22 protein-coding genes are annotated in these 25,584 nt (G+C 28.2%); all 22 read left to right on the forward strand.

What is annotated here, in order from left to right:
• Positions 1-70: 70 nt before the first annotated feature.
• The 22 genes from dltA to ACWOBP_RS05240 all read left to right on the forward strand — a co-directional run bounded on the left by dltA (position 71) and on the right by ACWOBP_RS05240 (position 25,510).
• Positions 71-1,573 carry a D-alanine--poly(phosphoribitol) ligase subunit DltA gene (gene dltA / locus ACWOBP_RS05135; protein ID WP_455337768.1) on the forward strand — a complete coding sequence of 501 codons (1,503 nt, stop codon included), beginning with the start codon at positions 71-73 and terminating at the stop codon, positions 1,571-1,573.
• Position 1,574: 1 nt separating this feature from the next.
• A complete protein-coding gene (dltB, locus tag ACWOBP_RS05140; protein WP_455337769.1) occupies positions 1,575-2,732 on the forward strand; it encodes a D-alanyl-lipoteichoic acid biosynthesis protein DltB in 1,158 nt (385 codons plus the stop codon).
• Positions 2,733-2,753: 21 nt separating this feature from the next.
• Positions 2,754-2,987 carry a D-alanine--poly(phosphoribitol) ligase subunit DltC gene (gene dltC / locus ACWOBP_RS05145; protein ID WP_455337770.1) on the forward strand — a complete coding sequence of 78 codons (234 nt, stop codon included), beginning with the start codon at positions 2,754-2,756 and terminating at the stop codon, positions 2,985-2,987.
• Positions 2,988-2,991: 4 nt separating this feature from the next.
• Positions 2,992-4,164 (forward strand): D-alanyl-lipoteichoic acid biosynthesis protein DltD, encoded by a 1,173-nt coding sequence (gene dltD, locus ACWOBP_RS05150; protein ID WP_455337771.1) that lies wholly within the window; start codon positions 2,992-2,994, stop codon positions 4,162-4,164.
• 224 nt (positions 4,165-4,388) lie between these two features.
• The gene (locus ACWOBP_RS05155) at positions 4,389-5,411 is read left to right on the forward strand and encodes an acyltransferase family protein (RefSeq protein WP_455337772.1); all 1,023 of its coding nucleotides are present in this window, start codon (positions 4,389-4,391) and stop codon (positions 5,409-5,411) included.
• Between the two features lie 115 nt (positions 5,412-5,526).
• Positions 5,527-6,207, forward strand: a complete 681-nt coding sequence (locus tag ACWOBP_RS05160; RefSeq protein WP_455337773.1) for a sugar transferase — start codon at positions 5,527-5,529, stop codon at positions 6,205-6,207.
• Between the two features lie 47 nt (positions 6,208-6,254).
• Positions 6,255-7,472, forward strand: a complete 1,218-nt coding sequence (locus ACWOBP_RS05165) for a DegT/DnrJ/EryC1/StrS family aminotransferase (protein WP_455337774.1) — start codon at positions 6,255-6,257, stop codon at positions 7,470-7,472.
• The gene (locus ACWOBP_RS05170; protein WP_455337775.1) at positions 7,465-8,454 is read left to right on the forward strand and encodes a glycosyltransferase family 2 protein; all 990 of its coding nucleotides are present in this window, start codon (positions 7,465-7,467) and stop codon (positions 8,452-8,454) included. The genes ACWOBP_RS05165 and ACWOBP_RS05170 overlap by 8 nt, the downstream gene beginning before the upstream one ends.
• A gap of 3 nt (positions 8,455-8,457) precedes the next feature.
• On the forward strand, positions 8,458-9,465 hold the full coding sequence (locus ACWOBP_RS05175) for a glycosyltransferase family 52 (protein ID WP_455337776.1): 1,008 nt from the start codon (positions 8,458-8,460) through the stop codon (positions 9,463-9,465).
• On the forward strand, positions 9,465-10,868 hold the full coding sequence (locus ACWOBP_RS05180) for a lipopolysaccharide biosynthesis protein (protein WP_455337777.1): 1,404 nt from the start codon (positions 9,465-9,467) through the stop codon (positions 10,866-10,868). Before ACWOBP_RS05175 ends, ACWOBP_RS05180 begins: the two co-directional genes overlap by 1 nt.
• A 2-nt stretch (positions 10,869-10,870) precedes the next feature.
• On the forward strand, positions 10,871-11,887 hold the full coding sequence (gene neuB / locus ACWOBP_RS05185) for an N-acetylneuraminate synthase (protein ID WP_455337778.1): 1,017 nt from the start codon (positions 10,871-10,873) through the stop codon (positions 11,885-11,887).
• 12 nt (positions 11,888-11,899) lie between these two features.
• Positions 11,900-13,045, forward strand: coding sequence for a UDP-N-acetylglucosamine 2-epimerase (gene neuC, locus ACWOBP_RS05190; protein WP_455337779.1), 1,146 nt, complete (start codon positions 11,900-11,902; stop codon positions 13,043-13,045).
• On the forward strand, positions 13,045-13,668 hold the full coding sequence (locus tag ACWOBP_RS05195; protein ID WP_455337780.1) for a NeuD/PglB/VioB family sugar acetyltransferase: 624 nt from the start codon (positions 13,045-13,047) through the stop codon (positions 13,666-13,668). The genes neuC and ACWOBP_RS05195 overlap by 1 nt, the downstream gene beginning before the upstream one ends.
• An 11-nt stretch (positions 13,669-13,679) precedes the next feature.
• On the forward strand, positions 13,680-14,921 hold the full coding sequence (locus ACWOBP_RS05200) for a cytidylyltransferase domain-containing protein (protein ID WP_455337781.1): 1,242 nt from the start codon (positions 13,680-13,682) through the stop codon (positions 14,919-14,921).
• Positions 14,921-16,447, forward strand: a complete 1,527-nt coding sequence (locus tag ACWOBP_RS05205; protein ID WP_455337782.1) for an O-antigen ligase family protein — start codon at positions 14,921-14,923, stop codon at positions 16,445-16,447. Before ACWOBP_RS05200 ends, ACWOBP_RS05205 begins: the two co-directional genes overlap by 1 nt.
• Positions 16,444-17,421, forward strand: coding sequence for a glycosyltransferase family 2 protein (locus ACWOBP_RS05210; protein WP_455337783.1), 978 nt, complete (start codon positions 16,444-16,446; stop codon positions 17,419-17,421). Before ACWOBP_RS05205 ends, ACWOBP_RS05210 begins: the two co-directional genes overlap by 4 nt.
• Before the next feature lie 9 nt (positions 17,422-17,430).
• The gene (locus tag ACWOBP_RS05215; RefSeq protein WP_455337784.1) at positions 17,431-18,414 is read left to right on the forward strand and encodes a glycosyltransferase family 2 protein; all 984 of its coding nucleotides are present in this window, start codon (positions 17,431-17,433) and stop codon (positions 18,412-18,414) included.
• Between the two features lie 18 nt (positions 18,415-18,432).
• A complete protein-coding gene (locus ACWOBP_RS05220; RefSeq protein ID WP_455337785.1) occupies positions 18,433-19,539 on the forward strand; it encodes a glycosyltransferase in 1,107 nt (368 codons plus the stop codon).
• 904 nt (positions 19,540-20,443) lie between these two features.
• Complete coding sequence (locus ACWOBP_RS05225) at positions 20,444-21,049, forward strand: hypothetical protein (RefSeq protein ID WP_455337786.1); 606 nt, start codon at positions 20,444-20,446, stop codon at positions 21,047-21,049.
• Positions 21,050-21,137: 88 nt separating this feature from the next.
• The gene (locus ACWOBP_RS05230) at positions 21,138-22,925 is read left to right on the forward strand and encodes a glucosaminidase domain-containing protein (protein WP_455337787.1); all 1,788 of its coding nucleotides are present in this window, start codon (positions 21,138-21,140) and stop codon (positions 22,923-22,925) included.
• 61 nt (positions 22,926-22,986) lie between these two features.
• Complete coding sequence (locus tag ACWOBP_RS05235; protein ID WP_455337788.1) at positions 22,987-24,003, forward strand: glycosyltransferase family 2 protein; 1,017 nt, start codon at positions 22,987-22,989, stop codon at positions 24,001-24,003.
• Positions 23,996-25,510: a hypothetical protein gene (locus ACWOBP_RS05240; protein ID WP_455337789.1), complete on the forward strand. Its 1,515-nt coding sequence runs from the start codon at positions 23,996-23,998 to the stop codon at positions 25,508-25,510. Before ACWOBP_RS05235 ends, ACWOBP_RS05240 begins: the two co-directional genes overlap by 8 nt.
• Positions 25,511-25,584 lie beyond the last annotated feature (74 nt).

The following is a 25,584-nucleotide window of genomic DNA, read 5'->3' on the forward strand; positions in this document are numbered from 1 at the left end:
TATATCAACTGAAAAATAACTAGATATATGATATACTAGTGATTAAATACATTCTTTAAGGAGAGAATAAGTGAAATTAACTTTTTTTGAAAAACTAGAACAGTTTAAAAATAGTTCTAAAGAAGTATATATTAATAATATATATCAGAACGAAAATTTAACATATAAAAATTTAATAGAGTATTCAGATAGACTTGCGTCTTATCTTGAAGAAAAACTGGGAGAAGACAAAAGCCCTATAGTAGTGTACGGACATAAACATCCATTTATGTTAGTGTACTTCTTAGCGTGTGTAAAATCAGGAAGAGCATTCTGCCCAGTAGATATAAATACACCGAAAGAAAGAGTAGAAGAAATAGTAGAAACAACAGACTCAAAAGTAGTACTAGTCACAGAAGAAATAGAACTATCTAGAGAAATGCTAGATGTTAAGTCAGCCAAAGAAATAATTTTAAGTACTCAAAACGCTATTTCAAAAGAAAACTACGTAAAAGATGAAGATATATTCTATATAATTTTCACATCAGGAAGTACAGGAAAACCAAAAGGGGTATGTATTACATATAACAACCTAAATAACTTCTTACACTGGTACACAGGATACTATGATGAAAAAGAAGAATTAGTATTCTTAGGGCATCCACCGTTCTCATTTGATTTATCGGTAATGTCATTATGGCCAAGTATTTATCTAGGAGCCTCTTTAGTACAAATAGATAAAAAACATCAAGAGAACTTCAAAGTAATGTTTGAAGAACTGAATAAATCAAATGCGACGATATGGATCTCAACACCATCATTTATAGAAATGTGTTTCATAGATAAAAACTTCAATCAAAGTCTAATGCCGAAGGTGAAACAATTCGTCTTTTGTGGAGAAAAACTATTCAGCACAACAGTAGAAAAAATCCACAAAAACTTTGAAGATGCACAGGTAATAAATACATATGGGCCAACAGAATCAACAGTAATGGTCACATGGGTAGAAATAACAAAAGAAGTAAATGAAAAATACTATGAGAACCTGCCAGTAGGAGAAATAAAATGGGGTACCAAAGTACACCTAGAAAATCCAGATGAAGAAAATAAAGGTGAAATAGTAATCACAGGAAATACAGTTGCAAAGGGATATTTCAAAAATGATACAATAACAAACGAAAAATTTTCTATAGGGGAAGTAGATGGAAAAGAAGAAAGAAGTTACCTAACGGGGGACCTAGGATACTTCAAAGATGGAATGCTATTTTGTGAAGGGCGCATAGACTTCCAAGTAAAACTACATGGGCACAGAATAGAACTTGAAGACATAGATAATAACCTACTTAAAAATAAAAAAATACGTCAAGCAGCGACAGTACCAAGCTATGAAGATGGAAAAGTAAAAGCATTGACATCATTTGTAGTATACAACGAAGAAATAGAAAAACGCTTCGAAGTAACAAAACAAATAAAACAAGAACTAAAAAAATTAGTGCCAGAATATATGATACCGAAAAAAATAGTATTCTTAGAAGAAATGCCACTAAACAACAACGGTAAAATAGATAAGAAAAAGTTAAAGGAGTTAGTATAGAATGAGCTACTTTGACGGAATTGAATTTTTCTTATTCTTAGCTATAGCACTAATCATAGGCTTTATAATAAACTATTTAGGTAAAAAAATAGAATATTATATATTGGCATTATCAGTAATATTTGCCGCAGTAATATATGGTAAAAGTATCACAATGTTATCTTACCTAGTAGGATTTATTCTATTTGAATACATATTAGTACTAATAGCCCAAAAAACAGAAAGTAAAAAACACTTAAAAATATTAGTAGTGCTATCAATATTACCACTAGTAATAAACAAAGTATTCGCAACTACACACCTACATCTATTAGCCTTTATAGGAATATCATATATGTCATTTAAGACAATACAAATTATGATAGAAATATCAGATGGCTTAATAAAAGAAAAAATTAGTGCTGTAGAATATGTACAATTCCTATTATTCTTCCCAACAGTAAGCGCAGGACCAATAGACAGAAGTAGAAGGTTTATGAGCGAAATGAAAGAAAGAATGCTGAGGACGGAGTACTTAGAATTAGCTGGAGAAGGAGTCTACAGACTAATATTAGGATTACTATATAAAATAGTATTCTCAACATTAAGCTATCACTACTTAGTAGGTTTAACAAACCATGGGACATTTGTCTATTCATTAAAATACATGTACCTATATACATTGTACTTATTTTTTGATTTTGCAGGATACAGTTTAATGGCAGTAGGTAGTAGTAACATCTTAGGAATAAGAACACCTATGAACTTTAATAAACCATTCTTAAGTATAGACATAAAAGACTTTTGGAATAGATGGCACATAACACTATCAACGTGGCTTAGAGACTTCGTATTTTCAAGAGTCTTTATGGAAGCAACAAAGAAAAAAAGATTTAAGAAAAGACTAACGACAGCGATGTATGCCTACATGGTAAACATGGTACTTATGGGATTTTGGCACGGATTAACAATAAGTTATATAGTATATGGATTTTACCACGGAATATTAATGGCAGGATTTGAATACTATCAGAAGAAAAGTAAATTTTATAAAAAGAATAAAAATGAAACATGGTATAAAGTACTTAGTTGGTTTATAACAATCAACTTAGTAATAATAGGCTTATATATCTTTTCAGGAGAACCGTATAAACTAATAAGCCATGTACTAAAAAAATAATATAGAGTTAGGAGAAAAAGCATGGTAAAAGAACAAGTATTAGAAATGTTAGAAGAAATTTGTGAAGATGAAGTGGTAAGAGAAGATTTAGATATAAACATGAAAGAAGAAGGGTTAATGGATTCATTAGCTTTTGTAGAAATGTTAGTAAAAATCGAAGAAATTTTCGGACTAAGTATAGCACCAACAGAAGTAACATATGAAGAAATAGATACACCAAACAAGGTAATTTCATATATAGAAAATAGGAAATAGAATCATGATAAGATTAAAAGCATTTTTAATATCAATAGTGTTGGTATTAATTACACTTGTAATTTTAGATAAGACGTATGTGAAAAAGATAGAAAATTATTATAAAGTAAAGGATAATAGTGTTAGATACAGTACGGCTTATGAGAAGTATAAGAGTAAAGATATAATAACAGAAAATATCACACCAAATACTTTAGTATTATTAGGATCTTCAGAGTTAACTGCAACAATTAATGAGAATTATCACCCTAAGAAAATATTTAATTACAATGATTTTAATATTATGCAGATTGGAACAGGGTATTCGCAAAATATTGTTCAAGCTTCAACGTTAGGTTCTATTGAAGGCGCGATAAAGAATAGAAAAGTGGCAATTGTGGAGTCTGTGCAATGGTTCGCTAAGGGCGGCTTACAAAAAGATGCCTTTTTAAATAAAGCTTCGCAAGAGCATATATACAACACTATGATTAATAATAAGATTAGTAAAGAAACAAAAGAGAAGTTAATTAATAGAGTAATAGAACTAACTGGTGATAATAAAGGTCAGAATGATATATATAGAAAATATAAAGAATATTTTATTGAAAATAAAGGTAGTTTTATAGATGGAGAAATGTTGAAGATAGAAAATTATATATATTCTTTTAAAAATAAAACGCAGTTTTATTCAAATAAAGGAAAAATAGATTATCCTCTTTCTGGACAGAATACTCCTAACTATGATTGGGATTCTCTTACTAATGATTTTGTAGAGAAAATTAAGAAAACTACAAATAATAACGAATATGCTGTGGATAATAAATATTATAATACGTATTTAGCTAAAAATTATTCATCTTTTAGAGATTCAAATAAAGGGACAAGTTATTTAGAATCTCCAGAATATATTGATTATGAGATATTTCTTGATGTTGCGAAAGAGTTAGGGATGGAAGTTGAGGTAATAATTTTTCCTGTTAATGGGAAATGGAATGATTATACTGGTGTCTCTAAGGAAATGCGTGAGCAGACTTATAGAAACATTGAAGAAATAGCGAAAAAGTATACTAACGTTAAAGTTTTAAATTACGGTAATCGTGAATACGATGATTATTTCTTATTTGATGTAATGCATGTAGGTGTGAAAGGATGGATGCAGGTTGAAAGAGAGCTTTATGAATTTGCGAAACAAAATTAATGATAATTCAAAGTTGTTTTTGTGGACAATATTCTTTTATATTTTAATAATGGGAATAATTATATATTGCTTTATGACTGACTTTTCAAATGTTCAAGAATATGTCTATAGTGAGTTTTAATTAAATCATTTAAATGATAAATATTTTATAATAGTAGTAATGTATTGTACCATGCTTAGTATGTGTGGTACAATTTATTTATATTTTAAATTAAGGAGAAATTATGGATATCTTTGTATTATTATTATTTTCGATATTAGTATATTTATTACCAAACAATAATGATTACTTAGGTGTGAAATCTACAACAGGATTAAAAGGATTTCTTGCTTTAGGAATAGTGTTTCATCACTTATCACAGTCGGTTAGTACAGGAGGAGAATTTGTTAATTTTAAATATATGGGAACATATATAGTTTCAATCTTTTTCTTTTTATCTGCATATGGGTTATATACGCAAAATGAAAGAAAAGAGGGGTATTTAAATAATTTTTTAATCAAAAGGTTAGCAAGAGTTGTTATTCCAGCTTTATTTGTTTCAGGGATATATATAGTTTATTTTGTATTCAATAAGCAAATATTACCGATTAGTTATTTTGTTAATCTTTTTGTAAAAGGGGGAACAGTAATAGCGAATGGTTGGTTTGTAGATGTAATAATTTTGTTGTATGTTTTCTTTTATATATCGTTTAAAGTTTTTAGTGATAGTAGGAGTGCAATATTTTGTAATACAATTTTCGTGATAATTTATATTGTTTTAGCTATAATTTTAAAATATGATTTTTGGTGGTATAATAGTACTTTACCTTTCATAGTAGGCTTAATATGGGGGAAATATAAAGTAGATATTGATACTTTATTAAATAATAATTATTTTATATTATTAATGCTGTTAACGGGATTATTATTTATATCTCATCACTATAGTTTTTTATTGGAAAGATTGGATGCATCGAGTAAATATAGTTTGGCGTTGGCTGCGAATTTAGATAATGTAATTTTTACTATTTTTTTTATGTTAGTAGTGAGAAAAATAAATTTTTCTAATAAGTATCTGCTATTTTTAGGTAAAGTATCGTTTGAATTATATATGATTCATGGTTTAGTGATGTCAATAGTTGGGAAGTATTTTTTTACTTCTAGATTAAATGATGTAATTTTTACTATTTTAGTTTTAATTATTAGTATTATTTCAGCATGGCTAATAAATTTAATAATTAATAAAATTAGTATTAAGGCAACCTAATTTGGTTGTCTTTTTTATTGAGTTTTCTTTAGTTCTAGTATGAATTATGTTATAATATATAGATAAAATAACTCAATAAAGTTAATTAATAATTTGTATGTGATTAAGGTGAAAGATGAACATTGATAAAAGATTTGAAACAGAAGCTGTAAAAAAGTATAGAGCTTCGATTGAAAAGAAGAAAGTGTCGTTATTTCTGAAATTACTTTTTGATAAGGTACTTGCATTAATTTTGCTTATTCCTTTATCACCTATAATTTTGGGAATAGCTATTTGGATAAAGTTAGATAGTGAAGGTCCTGTATTTTATAGGCAAGAGCGTATTACAACTTATGGTCGTACTTTTAGAATATTTAAGTTTAGAACAATGGTTAAAGATGCTGATAAGCTTGGGACAGCTGTCACTCAGCAAAATGATCCTCGTATTAGTAAGGTAGGACACAAGCTTCGTAAACTACGTCTTGATGAACTTCCTCAGCTTATCAATGTACTTGTTGGTGATATGAGTTTTGTAGGAGTAAGACCTGAAGTAGCGAAATATGTAGATAAGTATACTGATGAAATGAATGCAACATTACTTCTTCCTGCTGGGATAACTTCTCCAGCGAGTATCGAATACAAAGATGAAGATGAAGTTATTGAGAAATTTAAAGGAAGTGGAAGAAGTATAGATGAAATCTATGTGGAGGAGATTCTTCCAGATAAGATGAGATATAACTTAAAGTATATTGAAGAATTTAGTGTTATAAATGATATTAAAATAATGATAAAAACAGCTGTTGCGGTTGTTAAATAAAATTGAAGTATTAATTAAAAGTAATTAAAAATAATTAGGAGTTTGAGATGAAAAAATATAATATACCATTTTCTCCACCAGATATTAGTGAAGAAGAAATAAATGAAGTAATAGATACTTTAAAATCAGGCTGGATTACAACTGGACCGAAGACAAAAGAATTAGAAAGAAGATTATCAGAATTTACTAGTACGCCAAAAACGGTTTGTCTTAATTCTGCAACTGCAGCGTTAGAGTTAACATTGCGTGTTTTAGGTATAGGTGAAGGAGATGAGGTTATCGTTCCTGCGATGACTTACACTGCTTCTTGTAGTGTAATTTATCATGTTGGTGCGAAGGCTGTTATAGTTGATATTTCTGAAGATAGTCACGAGATGGATTATGTTGCTTTAGCTGATGCAATCACAGAGAAAACTAAAGCTGTTGTCCCTGTTGATTTAGCGGGGATACCGTGTGATTATGATAAAATCTTTGAAGTAGTTGAAAGTAAGAAACACTTATTCAAAGCTAATAGTGAATACCAAGAAAAACTTGGTAGAGTAGCTGTTGTAGCTGACGGAGCACATGCTTTAGGAAGTACTTATAAAGGTAAGAAAATTGGTTCTGTAGCTGACTTTACGACATTCTCATTCCACGCTGTGAAGAACTTCACTACAGCCGAAGGTGGAAGTGTAACTTGGAAACAAAATGAAAACTTTGATAATGAAGAATTATATAGAGAATATCAAATCTATTCTCTTCACGGTCAAACAAAAGATGCTTTAGCTAAAACTAAAGCAGGATCTTGGGAATATGATATTGTTATTCCTGGATATAAATGCAATTTAACTGATATCGCAGCATCTATTGGATTAGTTCAATTAGATCGTTATCCTAAACTTTTAGAACGTCGTGATAACATTATTAGTCAGTATAATAAAGGATTTGAAGGTACTAGAATTACAGCTCTAAGTCACAGTTCAGAAGAGTATAAATCATGTGGGCACCTATATATAACTCATGTTGAAGGTGCTACATTTGAACAACGTGGTGAGATAATTGTTAAAATGGCAGAACGTGGAATTAGTTGTAATGTACACTATAAACCACTACCATTATTAACTGCGTACAGAAATTTAGGATTCGATATTGAAAACTATCCTAATGCCTATAATTACTATGTAAAAGAAATAACATTACCGTTACATACAAGACTTACTGATGAAGATGTAGCTGTAATTATTGAAAACTTCAAGGAAATAGTTCAGGAGGTAGTAGGTGAGTAACTACGGAAATGAATTAATAAGTATAATTGTACCAATATATAATGTTGAACAATACTTAGAAAAATGTGTATGCTCAATAATAAATCAAACATATAAAAATTTAGAAATAATTTTAGTAGATGACGGAGCTACTGATAGTAGTGGTAATATGTGCGATGAGCTAGCGAAGTCAGACAACAGGATAAAGGTATATCATAAAGAAAACGGCGGTTTATCAGACGCACGAAACTATGGTGTAGAAAGAGCAACTGGAGAATATATCGGATTTGTAGATAGTGATGACTATATAGATTCCGAAATGTACGAGAAACTATATGAAGCTATAAAAAAAGAGGATGTTGATGTAGCTGAATGTAATTTTAGATTCATTTATTCTAATAGAATTACAAATTATACAGACGATAAATATTATTTAGTATTGAATAAAGATGAGTATACAAAAGAATATGTAACTATGAATAGAATTTTTGGAGCTGCGTGGACAAAATTGATAAAGAGCAGCTTAGCTAAGGAAATTAAATTTCCAAAAGGTAAGTTGTTTGAGGATGGTTTTTATTCGTTGGAGTTAATGAAAAAAGCTAGAAATTTTGTTATATTTGATAGTCCTTATTATAATTATGTAATGAGAGAAAATAGTATTACAAATTCAAAATTTAATGAGAAAAACTTAGATTTAATAGAAATTGCTGATGATATTTATGATTATGTTATATCGACATATCCTTATTTAAAAAAAGAGGCTGCCAGACGAAAAATGTATTCTTATTTTAATACATTAGATGCAATAATTGTAAGTTCAGATTATAGTAATAAAGTTTATTATAATAATATACAAGCATATTTTTATAAAAACTTTTTACAGTTATTTACAAATAATAAAATTTCAATTAATAGGAAGATAAGATTATTGATAATGTTAATAAATAAAAAAATGTATAAAAAAATATTGCTTAAACACCATAGAAAACTGATGGGGAAATAAATTATGTTAAATAAGGAAACATTATATATTTTTAATACTCAGTATCAATTTTTGATAGCGTTAATAAAAGTAAAAGAAGGTGGCAAAGATTCATTAGCACCTGTAAATAGAAAATTAGATGAGCGTATACAAAAAATATTGATAAAAGAAAAAATTGTAAAAGATGTTATACATATTGATGAGAGTATCTTTTCTTTTTGTAAATTTATACCTCAAAGACGAGAGTTGAAAGTAAGATTGAAACATTTTGATAAAGTAAATATCTTTATTGATCATTTTACAATAGGAGCATATTTAGATAAATATAAAATTCCATATAATACAATTGAAGATGGTTATAATTTTTTTATGTATGAATATAGAGATTTTAGGAATAAACTTTTTACAAAAGAAGCAACCATTCAAGATTATAAAGAATTCATAAAACATATATTGTTTTGTAAAAAAAATAAACCAGGTTTTGGTAAATACTGTCAATCAATAGAAGTAAATGATATATCAGTAGTTCCAAAAGATGAAAGATATCATAAGTTTAAAGAAGTACCAAGAAAAGACTTATTTAATAATATAAGTGAAGAAAGAAAACGATTAATATTAAGAGTTTTTGATGTAGAAGAACTATCTGAAGTGAAAGATAAATCAGTATTGATTTTAACACAACCACTAAGTGTAGATGGTCTTATGAACAACAATGATAAACAATATGGATTTTATAAGAAGATTTGTGATAAATATTTATCTGAAGGATATGAAGTATACTTAAAACCACATCCAAGAGATAGTGTTACTTATGAGAAAATGAATGAAATAAAACTAATTGCACAGACTGTTCCGATGGAACTAATTGAGATGGTGAGTGATGTTAAATTTGAACGAATAATAACGCACTCATCAACTGCAATAAACTTCTTAACATGTGGCAAGGAAAAAGAAATATTTTTTGATTTTAATACGAGAGAGTATGATGAAAAATTATTAGAAAAATATAAAATAAACAAGGATGAACTATAATGAAGAAGAACAAACTATTAAGTTCTAGTTTAGCTTATACAATAGGTAATTTATTAATACAAGGATTAAGTTTCATAACCCTCCCAATATATACAAGAGTAATGACACAAGAAGATTATGGTAATTATAATTTATATGGTTCATGGGTTGGAATATTTTCAATATTTATAGGACTTCAAATAACAGGAAGTTTCAGTATAGCGAAAATAAAATATGAAAATAGATTTAAAGAATATATTGCCACAAGTACAAGTGTAGCGACAATATTTTTTATACTGTTTTCTGCAGTTTGTTTAATACTTAGTACTTATTTAGAAAAGATATTAGGATTCTCTACAGGAATATTAATATTTATCTTAATCCAAGGATATTTCAGCCACTTACAAGGCAGTTTATCGCAATATTATATTCAAACACAAGAAACAAAAAAACAACTTGTATTATCATTTTTTATGTCATTTGGAAATGTAGTATTATCATTATTATTCCTATTCACATTAAAAAATGATTTTCTAGCTAGAATATTAGGAGGAGTAATACCTGGGATAATTGTAGGTATAATTTTCTTAATATTCATTTATAGGAATAGCAGTGTGATACTAGATAAGATATATGTTAGATTCATATTGTTGACCTCGATTCCTCTAGTATTTCATATTCTAGGACATAACTTACTAAGTCAATTAGATAGGATAATGATAGGAAGTTATATGACGGCTAAAGAGGTAGCTATATATAGTTTCGGGTATTCATTAGGAAGTATAGTGTCGATAGCGTTAATGAGTATGAATACCGCATGGATTCCATGGTTTTTTGAGGAAAAGAAAAAAGGAAATGTTGATTTGATTAATAAATATAAGGAAAGATATATATTAATAGGAGTATTTTTAACAATAGGATTTTTATCTGTCTTTCCAGAATTAGTTTCAATAATGGGTAGTGCGGATTATAAGAGTAGTAGAGACTTTGTGGTATTAATAGTGATAAGTTGTTTTATAGTATTTTTATATACATTCCCTGTTAATATTCAATTTTATCATGAAAACACAAAATTTGTCCCAATAGGAACTCTTTTGGCTGCAGGTATAAACTATATATTAAATTATATATTAATTCCAAAAAGTGGTATATATGGAGCTGCGATAGCTACAGTAGCTTCGTATGTATTATTATTGGTTTTCCATCATCTAATAGCTAAAATAAAATATAGATACAATGAAATAAGTTTTGTACAATATATAATTCTTACAGGAGTAGTAAGTATTTATGGAATATTTACAAATATATTTGTAGACAACTTATTAATAAGATGGGGTGGATGTCTAGTTGTATTTATAGTGTTAATTTTTTATTATAAGGAAGATGTAGAAGAATTAATAAAGAAAGTAAAAATTAGGAGATAACAATGGTATATATAATAGCGGAAATAGGATGTAATCACAATGGAGATTTTAATCTAGCAAAAAAAATGGTAGATGTCGCAGTTGAGTGCGGAGTAGATGCCGTTAAATTTCAAACATTTAAAGCAGACTTATTAATATCTAAGTATGCACCTAAAGCAGAATATCAAAAGAAAACAACAGGAACAGAAGATAGTCAACTAGAGATGACAAGAAGACTAGAACTTAGTTTTGAGGAATATTTAGAGCTTAGAGACTATTGTTTAGAAAAAGGAGTAGATGTATTTTCTACACCATTTGACGAAGAATCATTAAATTTCCTAATTAGTACTGACATGCCAGTATACAAAATACCTTCAGGGGAGATTACAAATTTACCGTACTTAGAGAAAATAGGAAAACAAAATAAAAAAGTAATTCTATCAACAGGTATGGCAACTTTAGAAGAGATACATGCAGCAGTAAAAATATTAGAAGACAATGGAACAGAGGATATTTCAATCTTGCATTGTACTACAGAGTATCCAACAAAATATCCAGACCTAAATCTAAATGTGATTTCAACTCTGAAAAAAGAATTTCCAAATCAAAAAATTGGATATTCAGATCATAGTATAGGCTATGAAGTACCGATAGCGGCAGCGACTTTAGGAGCTGAAATAATAGAGAAGCACTTTACATTGGATAATGATATGCCAGGTCCAGACCATAAGGCTAGTGCGACTCCTGATATATTAGAAAGATTAGTAAAAGGTGTAAGAATAGTAGAAATGTCACTTGGGAAATATGAGAAAGAGCCAGTGGAGGCTGAAATAAAAAATAAAATAGTGGCAAGAAAATCAATAATAGCTAAAAAGGCTATAAAAAAAGGAGAAGTATTTACAGAAGAGAATATCACAACGAAACGTCCAGGAAATGGAATAAGTCCGATGAATTGGTATGATATTCTAGGGAAAGTTAGTGAATATGACTTCGAAGAAGATATGTTAATTAAACATAGCGAATTTAAAAATCAAGAGTAAGAGGTAAAAAGAATGAAAAATGTATGTGTAGTAACTGGTTCACGAGCAGAATATGGAATAATGAGAGCGTTACTTTTAAAATTAAATAAAGAACAAAACATAAAGCTTGATGTAGTAGTTACTGCCATGCATTTAGAAGAAAAGTATGGGAACACATACAAACAGATAGAAGAAGACGGGCTAAATATAATAAAAAAAATCCCGTTAAATCTAGAAAATACATCAAAAAAATGCGTAAGCAGATCGCTAGCAATATTAACGACAGGATTATCAGAGTTATTTGAAGAAGCTAAGTATGATTTAATTATTATACTTGGAGATAGATATGAAATGCTTCCAGTAGTAAATGTAGCATTAATATACAATATACCAGTATGTCACTTACATGGTGGAGAAAAAACACTAGGTAACTTTGATGAATCAATTAGACATGCGATAACAAAGATGAGTCACTTGCATTTAGTAGCTAGTGAAGAATTTAAAAATAGAGTAATACAACTAGGTGAAGAAGAACAGAACGTACACAACATAGGAGCTATGGGTGTAGAAAATGTAATAAAGCAAGATTTTCTAACAAAGAAGGAATTAGAAGAAACTTTAGGGCTGGAGTTAGAAGAAGAGTACTATGTAGTACTCTTCCATCCAGTGACATTAGAAGATGGAGGAGCTTTAAAACAAATCCAAACACTTCTAGAAGTATTATCAGAACAGACAAAACAAGTAGTATTCATAGGATCAAACTCGGATACTGATTCGGACAAGATAATGAGTGCGATAGAAGAATATACTAAAAAACATAGCAGTTCAAAAGTATTTATTTCCTTAAAACCAAGGGAATATCATTCATTGGTGAAATATTCGAAAGGATTAGTAGGAAATTCATCTTCAGGTTTAATAGAAATTCCATCGCTAAAAGTTCCAACATTAAACATTGGAAATAGACAATTAGGAAGATTACGAGGACCGAGTGTAGTAGATGTAGATACGACAAAAGAAAGTATACAAAAAGGACTAAAAGAATTATCAAATATAAGAGATTTCTATAATCCATATGAACAAGAAAACTCAATAGAAAAAGCCAAAGTAGCAATATTAGATTATTTATCTAAAGATAGAAGCATAATTAAAGAATTTAATGATATGATGGAGGGGAGATAATGAAGCAAAGAGTAGCATTTATAGGAGCAGGAAGCCATTCAGATGCAGTAAAACCCCATTTAGATATATATAACTATGAATTTGTAGGATATTTTGATGACAAGGATATCGAAGAATATAAAGGATATCCAATACTAGGAAAAACAAATGATGTATTAAAATGTCTTCATGAAAAAAAAATAGATAAAGTCTTCATAACAATAGGTGATAATAAAAAAAGAAAAGAATTGTTTGACTTAGTAAATGAAAAATATCCAGATGCATTTATAAACATAGTAAGTAGAGAAGCGACTATACTAACTGATTCAAGCATAAAAGGAAAAGGAATATTCATAAGTAGGTGTTTTATAGGATCTGAAGTAGAAATTTATGATAATTCAATAGTAAATACAGGAGCAATAGTAGAACATCATACAGTAATAGCCCCACATTGTAATGTTACCCCAGGAGCGATACTTAATTTTTGTAAATTAGGAGAAGGAGTTTATGTGGGGAGTGGTAGCACAATAATACAATTAGTAGAAATAGCACCATACACAATAATAGGAGCAGGAGCTACGGTAGTAAAAACAATAAAAGAAAGTGGAACCTATGTAGGAGTACCTGCGAGAAGAATCAAATAAGGAGAAGAAAAATGAGAGCAGTATGTTTAATACCAGCACGAAGTGGATCAAAAGGATTAAAAAATAAAAATATGTTATTTTTTGATGGTAAACCATTAATATTCCATACGATAGATGCAGCAATAGAATCAGGATGCTTTGCCAAAGAAGATATATATGTAAGTTCGGATTCACAATTATACTTAGATATATGTAAAACAAGAGGAATAAGTACAATATTAAGAGATCCAGAGTTATCAAAAGATACGACACCATCAAACTCAGTAGGACTAGATTTTCTAAGTAGATTTGATGAAGATGTAGTATACGTATTATTACAATTAACATCACCATTAAGAAGTGCGAAACAAATTCAAGAAGCGATGAAACTATTTGAAGAGTCAAGAGAAGAAGGTGTGGAGAATGTAGTAAGTTATGTAGAATTAGATAAATCACCAAGATTATTTACAAGCTTAGACGATAACAATTATATTCAAGAAAGCTTCGCTGCAGACAGAGGATATAGAAGACAAGATGAGAAGAAGTTATATAGAACCAATGGGGCGATTTATATAACTACTAAAAATTTCTATGAAAAAAATATAAGCTACTTAACACCTAAAACAAAAGCTTACTTAATGGATAAAGAAAGTTCATACGATATTGATGATAGAAGTGACTTTATAGGAGCGATAGGAAGTAGATACTTTAACTATGAACTAAGAGAACAAAGGAACAAGAATTTTTATAAGGAAAAATATAAAGAATTCAAAAATACGGAATTAAAAGAGAACGTAATTTTTGGAGATTCAAGATTAGCCAAATTAGAGTTAGAAGGCTACAGCAACTTAAGTTTAGGAGGAGTGTCATTAGCGACTCTATTAGAAAACCTAGAACAGTATAATGATGTACCAATCAAGAAGATGTTAGTATCATTAGGTGTAAACGATATAATATCAAATTATAATAAAGAGATTATAAAAGAGAATTATAAGAAATTACTTTTAGAAACAGATAAAAGAAATATAAAACTAACTCTAACAACAATTGGGTATGCACTATTTAGAGATAGTGTGGATAATGAAATAGTTAGAGAGTTAAATGAATGGTTAGAGAACTTTACAAGGGAGAACAACATAAAGTTAATAGATATAAATAAAAATCTTTCTGAAGATTATCATTTGAAGTATGAATATACAAATGATGGGCTGCATTATACTGAAGAGGGGAATAAAATGTTATTTAAACATATTAAGGAGATGGTTATAAAGTAATGAAGAGTTTATTGAGTAAGGAAAAACTTATAGAATTGTTTTTCAAGTATCCAGTAGCATATTATTCTATATTTTTCTTGTACGCAACAAGATCGCAATTTTACATGATAAACAATATAGCAATTTATGATTCAATTATTCATAATTTATTAATTTTTTGGGGGATTATGATAATTTCCTACTATGTAATTTTTAATAGAAAGGTTTTTGACAACAATAAAAAATTTATTTTTTTATGGATAATTTCTAGTGTAGTTACTATTATTGTAAATATTTATCAAATTCGTTTTGATTCTATTCGTTCGGCAATATTAACTATTATTGTTATCATAACTTTTTTATATAGTTATAGGATACTTAGATTAAAATATAATGATGAAGTCATCTTTAAGAGTATCTTCTATCCTAGTATTTTTTTAAAATTAGTAAGTAGCTTAGTGTCATTAGTTATGTATTTTTATAATGTTAGTATTTTTATAATATCGGATTTACCGAATCCTTATACATATGGTATACGATATGTAATAGTTGGAAATGATACATATAATTTACTTCTTTACGGAACATTTTTTAGTCCCAACAAAGAAGTTATGCAGGCAATACCATTAATGATGATTGTTTTTTATATACTATTGAATAAAAAGATAGCCGTTAATAAAATTGAAAAAATAATATTAAGTGTATTTTTGGTTGTGGAGTATATAGTTGTTTCATTGTGTAATTCAAGGGGAGCATTGTACTCAGTAATAGGAGTATTCATATTGTATATTATTATATTATTGACTAAAAAGATTAGAAGAAATGATGAGATATCAATAAAGAAAGTATTAATATTAATAGCATCACTTTGTTTAATTTTATTCGGATATAGCGGGGTAAAAACGGTTTCAGCAGCTATAGTTAGCAAAGTAGATTATAAGCGTCATATATACGAAAATATTGATGGTAAAATAGTGAAAATTAATGAAGAAGACGTTAAAAAGAATACTGAATATGAAAAATATAGAGGAAAGATATTTGAATATAATCCAGTAAGAACTCAAGATAAAATAGAAGATAAATTAAAGGATAAAATTGTAATAGATAAGGAAGATTCAGGAGAAGAACTAGGGAATGGGAGGATTTCTATTTGGAAAGAAACTCTGAAGCTATACGTTAAAAAACCTTTATTTGGAATAGGACAAGGGATGAACACTGAATTTGCTAAGAAGTTTAATTATGATGAATTTCCTATATTAAGTGTAGGTGTTGCAATTCACAACAGTTATCTGGCATTATTGTTATTCCAAGGGATAGTTGGTATATTGGTAGTGTTTTTATGGTTGTTTAAATTACTTATTAAGTTTTTAAAATTTGAATTAGCAACTAATAGTGATGAATTTTCTATAATGCACATGAGTTTATATTTTATACTAATTATATCGTTATTCTTGGATGTGATATTTATTAGAGATGAATTTACACAGTTAATGATGTTATTTAGCATAGGTTATTTGACATATAATATAAGAGGAGAAAGTATATGAAGGAGCAGATAAGTATAGTAGTCCCAGTTTATAATGTTGAACAATACTTAGAAAAATGTGTAAATTCAATAATAAATCAAACATATAAAAATTTAGAAATAATTTTGATAGATGATGGAGCTACTGATAGTAGTGGTAAGTTATGTGATGAATTAGCCAAGATAGACAATAGGATAAAGGTGTATCATAAAGAAAATGGTGGGTTATCAGATGCAAGGAACTACGGGGTAGAAAGGGCAACTGGTGATTATATCGGTTTTGTAGATAGTGATGACTGTATAGATTCTGAAATGTATGAAAAACTATATGAAGCTATAAGAAAAGAGAATGTTGATGTAGCCGAATGTAATTTAAAAATAATATACTCAGATAGAGAAGAATTATTTACCGAACAAAATTATTACAATGTATGTACAAAACAAGAGTATCTAGAAGAATATTTAAAAATTGAGAAGATTTTTGGTTCGGCTTGTGTAAGATTAATTAAATCAGATATTGCTAAGAAACTGAAATTTCCAGTTGGCAAGTTGTATGAGGACACTTATTATGCTTATGATTTAATAGAAAAAGTTGATAGGTATGTTATAATGAATAATTCATATTATAACTACCTTATGAGAGAAAATAGTATAACAAATGCAAAATTTAATCCTAGAATATTTGATCTTATAGAGATAGTTGAGAAGTTTCATAAAACGACTTATGAGAATTATCCTGGTTTAAAAGAAGCGGCGGATTGTCGTAAGATGTATGCTTATTTTTCTGTTTTAAATAGTATATTGTTAGAAGATGAATTTAAAAATAATCGTTATTATGCTCAGATAATAAATTATTTTAAAGGGAATTATAAGGCGATATTAAAAAATAAATATATAAATCGCAACAGAAAACTAAGTGTAATACTAATTAAATTAAATATAGATTTATACAGAAAAGTATTAATGAAATATAAGAATAAAATAGCAGGAAATTAGGAGGAACTTATGGATAATGAGTTAATAAGTATAATTGTTCCAGTATATAAGGTAGAAAAGTACTTAGAAAAGTGTGTGAAATCTATTTTAAAACAAACTTATACAAATTTAGAAATAATTTTAGTAGATGATGGTTCTCCTGATAAATGTGGACAATTATGTGATGAACTTGCTAAAATCGATGATAGAATAAAAGTTTTCCATAAAGAAAATGGTGGTTTGTCAGATGCTCGAAATTACGGAGTAGAGAGAGCAAATGGGGAGTACATTGGCTTTGTGGATAGTGATGATTATATTCATGAATGTATGTACGAGGAGCTATATAAAGCGATAAAGAAATCAGGTACATTAATTGCAGAGTGTGGAGTAACTAGGGTTTACAAAAACACATTAAGACCTCATTATGAAGGTGAAGATTATTTTTTAGTTTTAGATAAAGAAGGGTATTTAAAAGAATACTTGGAAAATAAGAGATTGTATGGTTCAGCATGGTGTAAATTAATTCATAAAGATTTGGCAAAAAAAATAAAATTTCCAACTGGAAAGATTTACGAGGATGCTTTTTATACTTTGGAACTTTTGAAAACTGTGGATAAATATACTCTTATAAGCGGAAATTATTATTACTATTACATAAGAGAAAATAGTATAACAACAAGATCATTTAGTTCAAAGGATATGGATTATATAGAAATAATGAATAAAATAGAAGATTATACTTTAGCTAATTTTCCTATATTCAAAGAGCAATTATTAGTTAGACTAGCTTTTGCTTATATTTCTATATTTAATCAATTGTTAGAGGTAGATGGTTACAAAACAAAGGAAGAATATAAAATTTTGAAAGATAAGCTTAAAGATAATTGCTTCAAGGTTTTAGGTAATAAAAAAGCACCTAAAAATTTAAAGGCTGCTATGTTTTTATTGAGTACCAATGAAAGATTATATAAATTTATGTTATCGAAATATAAAAAGTATGAGAGTAATGAATAAAATGCAAAGAGGAAGTTAATGAAAAAAGTACTAATAGTCATTCCATCTTACTCTAAGGGTGGTGGTGCAGAAAAAATTCTATCAAATATTTTAAATAATGGTGATTTTTCTGGGTATCAGATAGATATAGTGGAAATTGATAGAGGATACAATGGTATAGAAGTTTTACCTAGAAATATAAAAGTGATTAAAAGTTATTATTATGAAAAGTATCCCAATGTAATACGGCTTGTTTTAGAACAATTGGGAAAAAGATTTCCAAGAGTATTGAGGAGATATTTAGTAAAAAAAGATGATTATGATGTAGAAATAATGTTTGAGGTCATGTATCCTGATATTCCATTTTCAAGTAGAAATATAAAAAAAATATATTGGGTACATGGAAGTATAGAAGATTTTTCAAATACTTGGAGAGAAAACAGATTTAGACAATATTTTTCAGATGCTACAGAAATTGTATCAATTTCCAATAAAACAGAGAAATCAATATTAGATTTATATCCTAACCAGAAGGATAAGATAGTTCGTATATATAATGGATATAAATTTAATGAGATAAAAGAAAAATCAAAAGAGGTAATTTCAGAAAATATACCGGAAAATTCAATTTGCTCTATAGGAAGAATAGAAGAACAAAAGGGTTCGGATAGAACGCTAGATTTAGTGAGAGTACTTCATGAAAAAGGATATAAATATCATATGTATTATATAGGATCAGGTAAACTAGAGAAGCGTTTGAAGGAAAAAGCAGAAGAATATGGTTTAACTGAGTATGTTCATTTTTTAGGATATCAAAGAAATCCGTATAAATATTTAAAATATATGAAATGTCTTGTTTCTATGTCAAAACAGGAAGGTTTTCCAGGGGTATATGTAGAAGCTTTATCATTGAATGTCCCTTTTGTTTCAACTGATGTTGGAGGAGCAGAAGAACTTTCACAAGATGGAAAATTTGGGAAAATAATTTATAATGATGAACAAGCAGTAGAAGAAATAATAGGGTATGTAGAAAAAATTCAAGAGTGTGATAAAGAGATTGTAGAATTTCTGGAAAAATTATCTTTAGATAAACAGATTCAAGAGTTTAAAAAATTACTTGTTATGGAGGAAAGGATAAAAGTATAGAATGTTGTCTAATATAGCCCAAAAATTATTGTTTATCTTTTTTTATTGTAAATAGTTATATTATGTTTGTATTGTTTTATAAAAATATAATAGGATATTTTTATAAAACAAAAGTAGCGGGAAAAATGGTGAACTGTTATTCATAGGAGTTGTATTTTTACTACTCCTATTCTGTATTTTGAAAAAATTCGTAAAAAATAATGAGATAAACCATAATAAACTACTGATAATTTTATCTGTTCTTTTTTTCTGTTATAATTTAATAAAAGGAAATTCTATTCTTTTATTGTTGGATTTGATACCTATATAGCTGTCTCAAATGCAATCAATATAGTAGAAACAGGAGAGTGGATAAGCAAAGATATATTTTATTTTGAAAGTTATCCTAATACAGTATTTTTAGTTTTATTTTTGACTATTATAGGTAAAGTCTCGTATATATTTTTAGGATATTTTTCTCCAATGCTAGTAATTACAATAATATCTTTCTGTACAGTTCTTGCAGGTGTTTTATTATTTTTGGTGATATATATGCTATTTTCGGATATAAAATTGTCTTGGATAGGATATACTTTGTATACAATTATTGTAATTTTTTCACCTTGGCAAGCTGTTATTTATTCAGACTCATTGGGGATTATAGTACCTATATTAATTATATATGTATATGCTAGTAAAAGAAAAGAAGAGAGAAAATTACTTGATGGTATTGGGATTCTTTATAATTATTGGATATGGTCTAAAACCGCATACAATTATTGTAGGTATAGGGATATTTATATATGAATTGATAGTTTTAATTGGAAAAAAGTGATTTAACTATACTAAAATAATAAAGTTACTATTTGGTACGATATTATCAGTAGTAATAATAAATGCTTTATCTTATGATATGAAAAAACAATTGGATTCAGAAAAAAGAGTAGGATATTTACATTATATAAAATTAGGATTAAATATAGAATCTATGGGGCTATACAGTGATAAAGATTATTCAGATAGTATAAAACAAGATAATAATCTTAATAGAGATTTATTTAATAAGAAAATTATAAAAGATAGGATAAATATGATGAGTAAAGCGGATTTTAATAATCATTTTACGCATAAGACCCTTATTAATTTTAATGATGGTACATTTGGATGGTCTTGGATGGCTATGAATAATCAGACTTCGATAGAAAAACAAAAAAAACAGAATATGATTTCAAATATTTTTCATAAAATTTATGGTCATAATACAGAATATAGTTATTATTTTTATTATGTATCACAGATAGTGTGGATTCTAATCTTAACTTTAGGATTTATTTCTATATTTTCAAAGCATAGGTATCGGGTATTATTCTATGTATCTTATATCGGGATATTTTTATTTGTTAGTATATTTGAATCTTTGTCTAGGTATTTATTTGTAAATGTTCCGATATTCATTATAGTTTCAATATATGGAATTGACAGTATAGATAAATTAATTAGGCTGTGTAAGAGGAAATTAAAAATATTGTAAAAATATTGTAATATTATTATGGTAAGATTAGTTTTAGTAGAGTAGAAAATATTAATAAAAAGGATTTGAATATGGTAATATTATGAGAGTGAATAAATTTAAAATAGGATTCGGAATTTTAACGGTGCTAGCTACACCGATAGCGGTAAATGAATTATTAAGTAGTGAAGTAAATGCAGAGTATAGAGGATCTATATTCTATAATAATAACAAACCAGCAGACTGGTGGTATAGTGATGGGAAAGATTGGTATTTTTTCAAAAATGGCAAGAAGTTAACAGGATATGGAAAAGATAATACCGGAACACACTATTTTTATAATGGGAAATATGCGAACTGGTGGTACAATGACGGACAAGCGTGGTATTTTTTTCAAAACGGTAAGAAGCTAACAGGATATGGAAAAGATGGCGCGGGAACACATTATTTTGTAAATGGAAAATATGCGAATGGAAAAATAGGGAATAAAGATTATAAAGATGGGAAAGAAGTTTCTGTAGAGAACAAAGTACCAATAAGAGGTTATGCGAATGGAGTATACTATGTAGATAGTAAACCAGCGAATTGGTGGTATAATGATGGTCAAGAATGGTATTTTTTCCAAAATGGAAGAAAATTAACAGGTTATGGGAAAGATAATAAGGGAACGCATTATTTTGTAAATGGTAAGTATGCAAATTGGTGGTATAGTGAAGGCCAAGATTGGTATTTCTTCCAAAATGGGAAAAAATTAACAGGATATGGAAAAGATAATAAGGGAACACATTATTTTGTAAATGGTAAGTATGCAAATTGGTGGTATAGTGAAGGCCAAGATTGGTATTTCTTCCAAAATGGACAAAAACTAACAGGATATGGAAAAGATAATAAGGGAACACATTATTTTGTAAATGGTAAGTATGCAAATTGGTGGCATAGTGAAGGTCAAGATTGGTATTTCTTCCAAAATGGACAAAAACTAACAGGTTATGGAAAAGATAATGCAGGTTCACATTACTTTGTAAATGGAAAGTATCAAAAAAATGATAATAATAGTTATTCGGGCTATTATAAAGTAACAGCATTATATATACCGGTATATGATGCAAATGGTCGTATCTTGTCTCATGTTTCTAAAGATACTGTACTATTTAGAGATAATAGAGTTTCTGTAAATGGTAGAATCCCTGTCCAAGTAGCAGGACTTACTGGTTATGTTAATCCAAGTCAAGTGATTGCAGTTAGCCATAGTGATACTTTTATCCCAGATTATGTGAGTGATGGAAGATATGTATATCATAGATATTCTCCATATGCTAAGGTGATGGTTGCTTATCATAATAAAAATATGCAAGTAGGTAAGTCATATTACTCTGCAGATGGCATCAATTTTGGAACGTTTAAATTAGATCATCCATTCCAATTCTCTAATTTAAAATCCAAAACAAACTATACAGCTTCTGATATTAATAGATTGTATAATTTGATGGGGGCTAGTGATAGTAGATTAGCAGGAAAAGGTGAAACATTTAAAGCTGCTGAGAAAAAATATGGTGTAAATGCGTTATACTTAGTAGCGCACAGTGCTCTGGAAAGTGCATGGGGAAGAAGTAAAATAGCTAGAGATAAAAATAACTTTTTTGGCATAAGCGCGTATGATGATACGCCATATACTTCTGCAACTAAGTTTGATAATGTTGATAGTGGTATTATGGGGGCTGCACGTTGGATTAATAATAGATATCTGCATAATTCAGGATATCCCGCTAATGGAGCATATTTAGGTAATAAAGCAGGTGGTATGAATGTTAATTATGCAACTGCACCGTATTGGGGAGAATCTATTGCGAGTTTGATGTTTAATGCAAATGAAAAATTAGGAAGAAAAGATAGATAGAAAAAGGATACAGCTAGGTTAGTATTTTAATCTAGCTTTCTTTTTGGTAAAGGAGATAATTATGTTAGTTTCGGTTGTAATTGGGCTTTTAAATGAGGAAAAATTTTTACCAAGATTAATAGAAGATTTTAAAAATCAGACATATAATCATAGTAAGATAGAATTAATTTTTATAGACGGGATGTCAACAGATAAAAGTTGGAAAATATTAGAGAATTTTAAAGGCAGTAACCATGATTTTTATGATATAGTATTGCTGAAAAATCCTAAAGTAATATTATCTGCTGGTATGAATGTAGGTATAAAAGCAGCAAGAGGAGAATGTATACTTAAGGTGGATTGCCACTCACATATTACTGAGAATTTCATTGAAAATAATGTTAAAGTTATTGAAAGCGGAGAAGATGTTTGTGGAGGACCGCGTCCAAATATTATCGAGAATGAAGATAATCTAAGTAAAACGTTATTATTAGTGGAAGAAAATATGTTCGGTAGTGGAATAGCGAATTATCGTAAACAGACTTCAAAACAATATGTAAGTTCAGTTTTCCAAGGAATGTATAAAAAGGAAATATTTGATAAGATTGGATTGTTGGATGAAAAAGTGGGTCGTGTGGAGGATAATGAATTACATTATCGAATTAGAAAAAATGGTTATAAGATTCGTTATAGTAATGACATACTATCATATCAGTATACTAGACCGACAGTAAATAGAATGCTAAAACAGAAATACTCTAATGGTTATTGGATTGGTAAGGTGAGTCATGTTTACCCTAAGGCTTTCTCTATCTTCCATTTTGTTCCTTTTTTATTTGTCTTAGGAATAATCTTTAGTATGTTGATGTTACCATTGACAAAGTTATTTGCTGTTCTTTTGGCGGTGTCTTATGGATTGTTTACGATTCTTGTTACTTTGATGACTATTATTAATAATAAGTTCAACGTAACGCTGTTGCTGATTCCAGTATTACTATTCTTAGTACACTTCAGCTACGGTTTAGGAACTTTGGTTGGATTAGTTAAAGGGGTTAAGTGGAAGAAGGAATATAATAATTTAGGAGGAGATGATGAATAGGTATAAAGATGATATATTGAGATATTCGTTTGTATCGATGAGTAGTATAATTTTCATAATATGCTTAATAGGCGGAGCATATTGGGATTATGCGTATAAATTAGATATATCAAAATCAAATATTTATATATTTTTACTAACTTGTTTTATTTTTGGATTAATTTTAAAGATGATATTTATTTTTAGTAATACTATTAGAAAATCGTTAAGAATTAATACTACTATTTGGATGGTTTTAATTTTTATTTTCTTCTTTATTGTTCAAACTCTATTGATATATAGTTATTATTTTAGAACAGGTTGGGATAGTTTTATGGTAGTGGAAGGAGCGTATACATTATCAGAACATTTACCACTGCCTGACGGGGCCATTAATTATTTCTCATATTACCCTAATAATTTATTTATAACAGTATTACTCTCAAAAATAATACTTTTGTGTAAGATTATAGAAATAGGTGATTTTTCATATTTTATAATACTAGTTTTACAGGCATTTTTAAATGTTCTTACAGGCTTTTTAGTATTTAATGCGATTAAAAAGATAACTCAAAATATAAATTTATCAGTGTTTGGTTATGTTTTTTATGTATTACTAGTAGGATTATCTCCATGGACGAGCATTCCATATTCAGATTCTATTGCACTAATTATTCCAGTATTAATACTATATTTATATTTAGGTTTAGAAGATAGAAAATTAAAGTATATTAGAATAGTTTGTATCTCTTTTTTAGGAGTGTTGGGATATATGTTGAAGCCTCAAACAACTATTTTATTTATTTCTGTAATAATAATTTCTATCTTATATTTAAAAAAACTATATTTTAAAGAAACAATAAAAAATATTTTTATTGGACTACTGTCAATATTGATTAGCTTTTTTCTTATTAATAATTTTATATCTGATGTAAATATAAAAATAGATGAAGAATCAGAGATGTCTTATATGCATTTTATTAAAATGGGATTGAATAATAAGACAGATGGAGGATACTTATGGGATGATGTCAATGAAAGTAAGTTGTCAAAATATAAAAATGAAAGAAGAGAAGAGAATATAGAAGTAATAAAAGAAAGAGTTAGAGAATATGGAAAGATTGGTTTACTAAAACATCAAATAAAAAAAACATTAAATAACTATAATGATGGGACGTTCGCCTGGAGTTTGGAAGGAAATTTTTATCTTGAAATTTATGAAAAGAAAAATAAAATAGTGAATAGTATACGAAACATCTATTATGAATCTGGAAGTAATAATAGTATATTTAAGTATATTGTTCAAGGAGCATGGTTGATTATATTATCAATACAGCCTTTAACTATATTTATTAAAAGAAAAAATATGGATAATAGTATGAGAGTCGTATTATTATCTTTAATAGGGTTGTTTATTTTTGAATCTATTTTTGAAGCTAGAGCAAGGTATTTATATACCTACGTTCCAATATTTATTGTTTCGGGAATGATAGGATTAAATGAATTTTTGAATAGAATGAAAAAATGATAATTACATTGAGTGTGTCTATATTTGTAATCAACTTGTAATGTTAATAAATATATCTAGATGATATAATAAAA

This window comes from Gemella parahaemolysans, assembly GCF_053758945.1.